This window comes from Actinotalea sp. (genome assembly GCF_041597215.1).
In the GTDB taxonomy this organism is placed as follows: domain Bacteria; phylum Actinomycetota; class Actinomycetes; order Actinomycetales; family Cellulomonadaceae; genus Actinotalea.
Window position 1 is genome coordinate 1 of record NZ_JBFHHB010000117.1, and the last position, 9812, is coordinate 9812.

At 70.9% G+C, this 9812-nt stretch carries 8 protein-coding genes; 1 reads left to right on the forward strand and 7 read right to left on the reverse strand.

Annotation, left to right across the window (positions count from 1 at the left end):
• The 6 genes from ABWK99_RS09595 to ABWK99_RS09620 all read right to left on the reverse strand — a co-directional run.
• On the reverse strand, positions 1 to 819 hold an 819-nt coding region (locus ABWK99_RS09595), incomplete at its 3' end, for a carbohydrate ABC transporter permease (RefSeq protein WP_372594475.1).
• Entirely contained in the window at positions 816 to 1751 is a 936-nt protein-coding gene (locus ABWK99_RS09600; protein WP_372594476.1) for a carbohydrate ABC transporter permease, read from the reverse strand. The genes ABWK99_RS09600 and ABWK99_RS09595, both read right to left, overlap by 4 nt.
• 65 nt (positions 1752 to 1816) lie before the next feature.
• The gene (locus ABWK99_RS09605) at positions 1817 to 3160 is read right to left on the reverse strand and encodes an ABC transporter substrate-binding protein (protein WP_372594477.1); all 1344 of its coding nucleotides are present in this window, start codon (positions 3158 to 3160) and stop codon (positions 1817 to 1819) included.
• A gap of 70 nt (positions 3161 to 3230) precedes the next feature.
• Positions 3231 to 5423 carry a glycoside hydrolase family 36 protein gene (locus ABWK99_RS09610; protein WP_372594478.1) on the reverse strand — a complete coding sequence of 731 codons (2193 nt, stop codon included), beginning with the start codon at positions 5421 to 5423 and terminating at the stop codon, positions 3231 to 3233.
• 171 nt (positions 5424 to 5594) lie between these two features.
• Positions 5595 to 6458, reverse strand: a complete 864-nt coding sequence (htpX, locus tag ABWK99_RS09615; protein ID WP_372594479.1) for a zinc metalloprotease HtpX — start codon at positions 6456 to 6458, stop codon at positions 5595 to 5597.
• Between the two features lie 101 nt (positions 6459 to 6559).
• Positions 6560 to 7915, reverse strand: a complete 1356-nt coding sequence (locus ABWK99_RS09620; protein ID WP_372594480.1) for an FAD-dependent oxidoreductase — start codon at positions 7913 to 7915, stop codon at positions 6560 to 6562.
• A gap of 141 nt (positions 7916 to 8056) precedes the next feature.
• On the opposite strand from ABWK99_RS09620, the gene rarD reads away from it, so the two are divergent.
• The gene (gene rarD / locus ABWK99_RS09625) at positions 8057 to 8998 is read left to right on the forward strand and encodes an EamA family transporter RarD (RefSeq protein ID WP_372594481.1); all 942 of its coding nucleotides are present in this window, start codon (positions 8057 to 8059) and stop codon (positions 8996 to 8998) included.
• On the opposite strand, the gene ABWK99_RS09630 is transcribed toward rarD, so the two are convergent.
• Entirely contained in the window at positions 8974 to 9459 is a 486-nt protein-coding gene (locus tag ABWK99_RS09630) for an FHA domain-containing protein (RefSeq protein WP_372594482.1), read from the reverse strand. The two genes, rarD and ABWK99_RS09630, sit on opposite strands and share 25 nt — an antisense overlap.
• Positions 9460 to 9812 lie beyond the last annotated feature (353 nt).

A 9812-nucleotide genomic window follows, 5' to 3' on the forward strand; every position in this document is an offset into this window, starting at 1 on the left:
CACCGCCCCCTGCGTCACCCCGGAGATGATCTGGCGCTGCCCGAAGACGAACAGGGTCACCAGCGGGATGCTCATCATCACGACGTAGGCGAAGATCAGGTTCCAGTTGTGCGTGTACAGGGAGCTGCTCGCGACGTTGTAGAGGCTCAACGGGAGCGTCGTCGTCTCGCCGCCGCCGATCACGAAGAAGGCGTAGAAGACGTCGTTCCAGGCGAACAGGGTGATGAGGATCGCGCAGGTGGCGATCGTCGGGCGCAGCATCGGGAAGATGATCCTGAAGAACACCTTGACCGGCCCGGCGCCGTCGACCTCCGCGGCCTCCTCCAGCTCCCGGGGGATCGTCCGGACGAAGCCCGTCATGAAGAAGATCACGTTCCCGAGGTACATGCCGATGTAGACGCAGATCAGCCCGATCGGCTGGTTGGCGATCCCGAGGTTGCGCAGCAGGAGCACCACGGTGACGGCTGCCGGCGGGATGAGCACCCCGGCGATGCCCACCGCGTAGAGCGCACCGAGGGCGCGCCCGCTGCGTCGGGCGAAGATCCACGAGGCCATCGCCCCGGTGATCAGCACGACGACGACCGCGGGGATGACGATCATCGCGCTGCCGGCGAGCGCCCGCCAGAACCCGCCCTGCTGGATGGCCTGGGTGTAGTTCTCGGCCAGGTTCCAGGTGGTGGGAAGGCTGAAGTCCGGCTGCTGCGCCTCACCCTGGCTCTTCGCCGAGGTGATGAGCACGAGCCACATCGGCAGCGCGACGAACACGAACGTCAGCAGCAGGACGGCCGCCGGCTGGACGGCACCTCTCAGGGTCTTCACGACATTGCCCTCTCGCGCCCGCGCAGGAATCCGATGACCGGGATCGCCAGGACCACGACCACGAGGAAGAGCACGAGACTCATCGCTGTCGACTGGGCGTACAGACCCGAGCCGAACGTGCGGAAGATGAAGATGTTGAGCACCTCGGTGGAGCGGGCCGGCCCACCACCGGTGAGTGCCTGGATGACGTCGAAGCTGTTGAGCGTCGACAGCAGCCCGGTCGCGATGTTGAAGGTGAAGGCCGGCGCCAGGAGCGGGATCTTGATCAGCCGGAGGGACTGCCACCTGCTCGCGCCGTCGATGGAGGCCGCCTCGAGGCTGTCGGTCGGGATGTTCTTGAGTCCCGCGAGGAAGATGAGCATGTTCATGCCCACCCACTTCCAGGTGTGGACGAGCGCGGCGACCACGATCGTCCAGTCCATCGAGCCCAGCCACTCGATGTCGACCGGCTGCCCGGCGAGCAGTGCGAGCGCGGAGTTGAGCGCACCATCGGCCTTGAGGATCGCCTGGAACACGTAACCGGTGGCGAGTGCCGACATCAGGACGGGGAGGAAGAACGCCGCCCGACCGAACCTGTTGACCCGCGTGTCGCGCTCGAGGAGGAGCGCCAGCGCCAGGCCGAAGACGTTCGAGAAGATCGCGACCAGGACCGCGTAGACCAGCGTCGTCCTCAGCGAGTTGGCCAGGCTCCCGTCACCGAGGACGTCGGCGAAGGAGTCGAACCCGACGAAGCGGATGTCGGAGTGGAACGTCGACCAGTTGGTGAACGGGAAGACGAAGTTCGCCGCGACCGGCAGCGCGAAGAACACGATGATGAAGGCGAAGGCCGGCAGCAGGAACCACCACGGGTGGCGGTTGCGACCGCGCGGGACGCGACGCGGGGACTGGGGGGCCGTCGATGCGCTGGTCGACGAGCGCGTGAGCGTGGTCATGGTGAGCCTTCCTGTCGACCGGGGCGCCCGACCTCGGGCGCCCCGGTCACCGTGGAGCTGGCCGATCAGAAGCCGGCGACGCCTGCGGCGCGCGCGAGCTGCTCGAACTGCGCCTGGGTGGCGTCAGCCGCCTCCTGAGGGGTCTTGGCTCCCTGGAGGACCTCAGCCATGTTCAGGTACAGGTCAGGGTTGTTGATCGCCTCCATCTGCATGGACGCTACAGCGGTGCTGCCGAACTTCTCGGCAGCGCCGGCCGGGGTCGAGTCGAGGGTCGCCTGCGGGATCCCCGCGGGTGAGGCGACGGCGGGCTGGATCGAGACGTAGCCCATCTCCTCGATGAAGGTCGGGTAGTAGTCCGTGAGCCAGAAGGTGAGGAACTGGCGCGCGGCCGCCTCCCGCGTCTCGTCACCCGTGCGGTAGGCGACGAGGCTGTTGGCCTGCCCGCCGGACATGGTGCCGTTGTTGCCCTCGGGCGAGATCGGGAAGAAGCCGACGGTCTCGTCGATCTCCTCGAGGGAGTACGCCTGCGAGAGCTGGTCGACGATCGCGTTGACGTGGAACTCCATCCCCGCCTCCCCGGACATCAGGGCGGCGCCCTGGTCGGCGAAGGTCGCGGTCTTGATGTTGGAGTTCGCCATCCCGTCCTCGGCGTAGAGGTCGGTGAAGGCGGTCAGCCGGTCGACGACGGCCGCGTCGCTGAACGATGCCTGGGCCGTGTTGAGGTCGCCGTAGAAGCCGTCGGCCGAGAGGTCCGCGAGCGACATCTGCGCACCCCACTGCACCGGCCACTGGTCACCGGCCGCCTCGTAGAACGGGGCCTCGACCCCGGCGTCCTTCAGCTTCTGCGCGGCGGCGGCGAGCTCGTCCCAGCTGTGCGGGACGTCGGTGATGCCGGCCTTCTCGAAGTTGTTCAGGTTGTAGTAGACGCCCATCACTTCGTAGCTCTTGATGATGGCGCCGTAGTGCACGTCGTCCTTGACCCCGAGGCGCTGGGAGTCGGCGTCGAGCAGCTCGAACCAGGGCGCGCCGTCGAGGGGCTGCAGGTTCTCCTCGGCCTGGATGGTGTTGAGGACGGAGACGTTGGTCTCCCAGAACATGAGGTCCGGCTTGGCCCCGGTGGCCAGCTTGGTCTTGGCGTTCGCCTCGTACTGGTCGGGGACGACGGTCAGGTTGACCGTCGCACCGGTGAGCTCCTCGAACGCGGCGGCGACCCCGGCCGGGACGGAGGCGGTGGACTCCGCCGTCCAGAGGGTCAGCTCGACACCGTCGAGGGGGGTGTCGACGGCCGGCCAGTCGGCGGGGCTCGCCGGCTCCGCCGCAGCCTCCACGGAGGGGTCGGAACATCCTGTGAGGAAGAGCGCCGCGACGAACAGCGGCGTCATCGACCTGCTCAAAGTCTTGATCTTCACGGTGCTTCTTTCTGCCGGCCCGCTCTCGGCGGGGAACTCGGTGGCGGGCGCCAGGGGGTCGCCCGACGGATCACTCGAAGACGACGCGCAGCACGCGCGCCGACGGAGCCTCCCTTCCCTCTGCCGTGGGCTGGACCGCGAGCACGCCCTCATCGGCGAGCCAGCGCGCCTTCCACTCCGGGGTCGTGAGCGGGAAGACCGTCTCGACGCGGGCCGACCGACCCGCGAACCCTGCCAGGTCGAGGCCCAGCTCTGCCGGGTACGTCTCGCCGAGGTACTGCGAACGCTCCCAGCAGAACACGAGGACCTCGTCGCCCTCGGCGAGGGCGACCGAGACGAACGGGTCGTCCCAGCGCGGCAGGCCCGTCGGCCACAGCGGCACGGCCCGGGATCGCATGGCGAAGGTGTCCTTGGCGAGCACGACGGCCTCGGCGACCAGGGCGCGCTGGGCTGCGCTCATCCGGTTCAGGTACCCGGACAGCACCATCGGCCCCACGAGACCCGTGACGAGCGTGAACGCCATCTCCTCCGTGGTCATCGACGACTGCGGGTAGGCCCAGTTCCCGGCCTGCTCCGGCACCACGGTGACCAGGCTCGCCGAGGCGATGGGCGGGTACCGGAAGAGGTCCTGCTGGTCGGAGGTCGACTGGAGGGCGAAGTGCTGCAGCGTCGCGTAGTCCTTGCGCATCGCACCCGAGGCGCAGCTCTCGACGATCAGGTCCGGGTGGCGACGGTGGACGGACTCCATCCACGACAGCACGGCGCGCGCGTGGTCCAGCAGGCCCGCACCCGGGGAGAACGCCGCGACGTCCGTGCCCACGCCCGCCGGGATGTTGTAGTCGAACTTCAGGTAGCCCACGCCCAGCTCGCCGACGACCCGGTCGATGACCCCGTCGAGATGAGCACGGACCGCTGGGTGCCGGAAGTCGAGATGGAGCCGGGACTGCTCGACGACCCGGACCCCGCCCCGCTGGATGAAGGCGTCGGCAGGCAGCCGGGCCGCGAGCGCGGAGTCGCACCCCACGCTCTCGGGCTCGAGCCACAACCCGGGGATCATCCCCGCGTCCCGGATGGCACCGAGCACCTCGTCGATCCCCCGGGGGAACCGTCGGGTCGAGGGCAGCCAGTCCCCGATCGTGTTCCACCAGTCGTTTCCGTCGTCGTACCAGCCTGCGTCGATGCAGAAGACATCGGCACCGACCTCCGCTGCCGAGGCGATCAGCGGCAGCAGCCGATCGGTCGTCGGGTCCCCGTTGATCGTGTTCATGTAGTCGTTGAAGACGACCGGCGGGCAGCCGACGGCACCCCGCTCGCTCCGCAGGGCGCGACGGTGCGAGGTCAACGCGGCGACAGCCTGCTCGAAGTCACCACCGGCGACGGCGAGTGCCACCGGGACGGACGCGAACCGGTCGCCGGGGGCCAGGGCGGCCGCGAAGTGGTGGTGCTCGTCGTCCGGGCCCAGGAGCGCGAGGTAGATGCCGTCCGTCTCCCGCGCCCCCAGCTCCCAGCGCCACGGTCCGTTGTTGTGGACCTCCCATGCCGTGGTGCGCCGGCTGCCGTCCGCACGCGTCTCGACGAGCGCTGCGCAGGGCAGGTGCCGGCTCGTGCTCCAGGTGGACTGACCGGCGACGGTGTACCGGCCCCGGGGGTCCTGCCCGTGCAGGGCGAAGTCGAGGTCGACGATCGAGTGCTCGGTGAGATCGCGCCGCGTCCAGCGGTCCTCCCCCAGCCACTCCGAGCGGCCCTCGAGGAGCTCGAGCCTCGCCCCGGCGACCGGGACCGCGGCGACCGTCAGCACGGCCGTCGTCACCATCTCCACGACGAGCGTCGAGGAGGAGGTGTTCTCCACCGTCGTCACGACCTCGACAGCCGGGACGCCGTCGGCCGAGCGGAACAGGGTCACAGCACCCATACCCGTCAGGGGATCCTGCTGACGGACGGTGAGCTCGTGCCAGCCGTCCTGGAAGCCGACCTCGTGGCCCACGTAGCGCAGCCGCGCCCCGACAGCGGTCTCGACGACCCGCTCGCTCGCCCGTGCGCGGCCGTGCCCGCGGACCGACACCTCGACCAGCGGCTGGACGACGGAGGGCCGGTAGCCGCCGACCGAGACGGGTCGGTCCGCCACGACGAACGACTCGGGGACCTGATCCGCGCTCTGCGCCGGGTCCGTCACGGCGAGCAGGGACACCGCGAGGTCCGTGCCGTGGCCGAGGACGACGCGCAAGGCGTCGTGACCCCACGTGAAGGTCTGGATCGTCGACATCGACGCACTCCCCATCTGTTGTCCCATGAAGAAGATATACGTTTATCAGAGCGATGACAAACGTACAGCATTCTGTTCGGCACGCTGTCCCCCGGTCGGCCGTCGCGCCCGGAGGTCACCACGGGTGCCGGACGCTCGGGAGTGCGCCCGGCGCGCCCGCCGCAAGGACGCTCAGGCCCCCGGGTAGCCGGCCATCCGCCGCAGCCGGGCGATCCGCTCGGCCATCGGCGGGTGCGTCGCGAACAGCTGGGCCATGCCCTCGCTGCGGAAGGGGTTCGCGATCATCAGGTGCGAGACGTCGACGAGGTCCCGGTTGGCGGGCAACGGAGCACGCGCCGTCCCGGCGGCGAGCTTCTCCAGCGCGGAGGCGAGGGCGAGCGGGTCACCGGTGAGCCGTGCGCCGTCCTCGTCCGCGTCGTACTCCCTCGTCCTGCTGATCGCGAGCTGGATGAGCATCGCCGCGATCGGGCCGAGGATCGCCATGGCGAGCATCGCGAGCCCGTTGCTGTCCCGGTCCCTGCCGCCCCCGCCGAAGAACAGCAGGAACTGGGCGAGCGAGGTGATCATGCCGGCCAGGGCGGCCGCCACCGACGACGTGAGGATGTCGCGGTTGTAGACGTGCATGAGCTCGTGCCCGAGCACCCCGCGCAGCTCCCGCTCGTCGAGCAGCCGCAGGATCCCCTCGGTGCAGCAGACAGCGGCGTTGCGCGGGTTGCGCCCCGTCGCGAAGGCATTCGGGGCGGCGGTCGGCGAGATGTAGAGCGCCGGCATGGGCTGTCGGGCCGTCGTGGACAGCTCACGCACGATCCGGTACATCTCCGGCGCCTCGAGCTCGCTCACCGGGTACGCGCGCATCGCCCGGATGGCGATGGTCGCGGAGTTCCAGTAGCCGTAGGCCGTCATGGCCAGGCCGGCGGCGGCGAACAGCAGGACGTACCTGCCGCCCCCGACGAGGGATCCCACCCCGAGGACCACCACCCACAGGGCCGCGAACAGCCCTGCCGTCTTCAGCCCGTTGAAGTGCCGATGTCCCACCGCTGGTCTCCCGTCTCGTCCGCAGGCTCAACGCCCGATACCGGCCGCCGGTTCCGTCGCGGGCGCGCGCAGCGCGTCGAGAGCCCGGCGGTCAGGGGCCGTCAGGACGTCCCGCGGGCGATCGCGATCATCTCCTCGCGCGGCACGACCTTGATCCGCGCGCGGCCCTGCGGGGCGCCGAGCGCCTGCTCGTAGGCGTCCAGGAGCATCCAGCCGGACCACTCGACGTGGCCGACGCCCCGCTCGTCGAGCAGGGCGGTGATGTCGTCGAGGGACCGCAAGGGTGCGCGCTCGAGCGAAGGGACGTCCTCGACCAGGTGCCGGATCGTCTCGGCCGCATCGGACTTGGTGTGACCGATCAGGCCGACCGGGCCGCGCTTGATCCAGCCCGTCGCGTACATGCCGGGGACGGGCGCTCCGTCCTCGCCGACGACGCGTCCCTCGCGGTTCGGCACCACTCCCGCGACCTCGTCGAAGGGCAGACCGGGCAGCGGCGAGCCGAAGTAGCCGACGGCGCGGTAGACGGCCTCGACCGGCCAGTCGTGCAGCTGCCCCGTCCCGGCGACCGAACCGTCCCCTGCGAGCGCCGTGCGTTCGGTGCGCAGGCCCGTCACCCGGTCCTCGCCGAGGACGGCGACCGGGCGGTGCAGGAAGTGCAGGTGGATCCGGCGGCTCCCGGTGAGCTCCTCCGGGTCCTTCAGCGTCCAGTCCGTCAGGGTCTTGACGACCTGCTTGGTCTGGTTCGAGGAGTGGATGGCGGCCATCGAGCCCTCGTCGAAGTCGAAGTCCTCCGGGTACACCAGGACGTCGACGTCGGGCACGTGCCCGAGCTCGCGGAGCTCGAGCGGGGAGAACTTCACCTGCGCCGGGCCGCGGCGGGCGAACAGGTGCACGTCGGTGACGGGGTTGGCGAGCAGCCCCTGGTGCACGTTCTCCGGGATCTCCGTCGGCAGGAGGTCGTGGGGGAACTTCGCGAGGATGCGCGCCACGTCGAGTGCGACGTTGCCGGCGCCGATCACCGCGACCTGCTGCGCCTCGAGCGGCCAGGTGCGCGGGACGTCCGGGTGGCCGTCGTACCAGGAGACGAAGTCCGCAGCACCGAAGGACCCCGGCAGCTCGATCCCGGGGATCGGCAGCGCTGCATCCCGGATCGCACCGGTGGCGATGATCACGGCGTCGTAGTGCCGACGCAGGTCCTCGATCGAGAGATCGGTCCCGAGGTCGACGTTCGCCAGGAGCCGGATGTCCCCGCGCTCGAGGATCTTCTCCAGCGCGACGATGATCTGCTTGATCCGGGGGTGGTCGGGGGCGACGCCGTACCGCACGAGCCCGAACGGCGCCGGGAGGCGCTCGATGAGGTCGATGCTCACGTCGACTCCCGACTTGGACAGGATGTCGGCGGCGTAGATGCCTGCCGGTCCCGCGCCGACGACGGCGACGCGCAGGGGGCTGCTCACAGCGGTGGGGAACCTTCCGGGTGCAGGGGCGGCGCGGACGCCTGGATCGCTCAGGCCAGTGTAGGTGCGAGCCGGTCGGGCGTCCCACCCGCGTCATGGGCACGCCCTCGGCCGCATCCGCGACGGGAGTAGGTTCTGCCCGTGCCCACCCTCCCCGCCCCGGACCGCACCGGTCTGCTGCTCGGCGCCGGCGCCTACGGGCTCTGGGGCTTCCTCCCCCTGTACTTCCCGCTGCTCACCCCTGCCGGGTCGGTCGAGATCATCGCGCACCGCGTGCTGTGGTCCCTGCTGTTCTGCGTCGCGGTCCTGGTGGCCACCGGCACCTGGCGGACGGCGGTCGCCGTGGTCCGCCGCGGCCGGGTGCTGGCCACCCTCGCCCTGGCCGGGGTGCTGGTGGCGACCAACTGGCTGGTCTTCGTCGTCGGCGTCCTGAGCGGGCACACCGTCGACGCCGCCCTCGGCTACTACATCAACCCGCTGGTCACCGTCGGCCTCGCCGTCCTCGTCCTGGGCGAGCGGCTGCGCCCTGCGCAGTGGGTGGCCCTCGGGATCGGGGCCGTCGCCGTCGTCGTCCTGACCGTCGGGGTCGGCCGGCTGCCGTGGATCGCCCTGACGCTCGCGCTGACCTTCGGCCTGTACGGGCTGATCAAGAACCGGATCGGCAGGACCGTTCCCGCGCTGGCCTCGCTTGCCGTGGAGACGGCCGTCCTCGCCCCGGTGGCGCTGATCTACCTCGCCGTGCTCGGCTCGGCCGGTGGGTTCGGGACGAACGGGACCTGGCACGCCCTCGCCCTCGCGGGGACGGGCGTCGTGACGGCCGTCCCCCTGCTGATGTTCGGCGGCGCGGCCCGCAGGCTCCCGCTGAGCGTCGTGGGCATGCTCCAGTACCTGACCCCGACCCTGCACTTCTGCCTGGGCCTGCTCGTGTTCCACGAGGAGATGCCGGCGATCCGCTGGTGGGGATTCGGGCTGGTGTGGCTCGCGCTGATCGTCCTGACGGCGGACACCCTGCGGGCAGGCAGCCCCGCGTTCCGCAGGGCCAGGAGCGGTCGGGTCGATCAGCCCGCGACGGTGAGCCAGTAGTCCCCGAAGGCGACGGAGGCACCGACCGGCACCCGCACGAGCTGCTCGGGGGCGCAGAGGATCTGCTGCCCGTCGGTGAGCGTCACGACCGTGCCGTTCGTCGAGCTGCGGTCCTTGAGCCACACGCCGTCGGCGTCGACCCCCATGGCGAAGTGGGTCTTCGAGACGGAGCGGCCGCGGTCGAGGACCGCGATGACCTGCACCGGGAGCGCCTCTCCCTCGCGCGGTGACGGGTTGCGGCCGACCAGCGCAGCGCCGTCGAGGACCACCACCCTGTTGTCCCAGAGCAGCAGCGTCGCGCGGGGCCGGGTCTGGGCGCGCGTCGGGGCGTAGGCGACCTTGCTCCGGGCCTCACGGAGCTGGGTCTCCTCGACCTCGGCCTCCAGGGCGCGGTACGGCGGGCTGCTGACGCGCTCGTGGGGGGCGTCCGGCACGATCCTCCCCTTGCTGGTCGGGGTCATGGCGTCCTCCCTCCGTCCGACGGCGGCCGCGCTGCGGGCCGGGGCCTCTCCGCCTCCAGGGTACGCATCCGCGGCGCGAGCGCCCGATGGCCACGGGTCGTAGTCCAGGGGCGACTCCTGGCGTGGCAACCGCGAGCGACGTCCGGACCCGCCGGCGCCGATCCCCGCGAGCTCCGTCCCCTCCGGCACCGGTCGATCGACGGCTGCCGATGAGAGCGACCCCGCGGCGGACGTCGCGCCTCCTTCGGGCCCGCCGTCGACCGCCGGGAGGGGTGGCGTCCTCTCCCCGGGGTGCGCGGGCGACGGGGCCGGCTGCCCGGCCGGCTCGGCTGCTCTGCCGGGCAGTGCCGCGC

What these genes read in the sequence shown, in the direction of transcription:
- ABWK99_RS09610 (WP_372594478.1), bottom strand. Translation starts at nt 5,423, where the DNA reads ATGTCGACGATCCAGACCTTCACGTGGGGTCACGACGCCTTGCGCGTC.
- ABWK99_RS09600 (WP_372594476.1), bottom strand. Translation starts at nt 1,751, where the DNA reads ATGACCACGCTCACGCGCTCGTCGACCAGCGCATCGACGGCCCCCCAG.
- ABWK99_RS09630 (WP_372594482.1), bottom strand. Translation starts at nt 9,459, where the DNA reads ATGACCCCGACCAGCAAGGGGAGGATCGTGCCGGACGCCCCCCACGAG.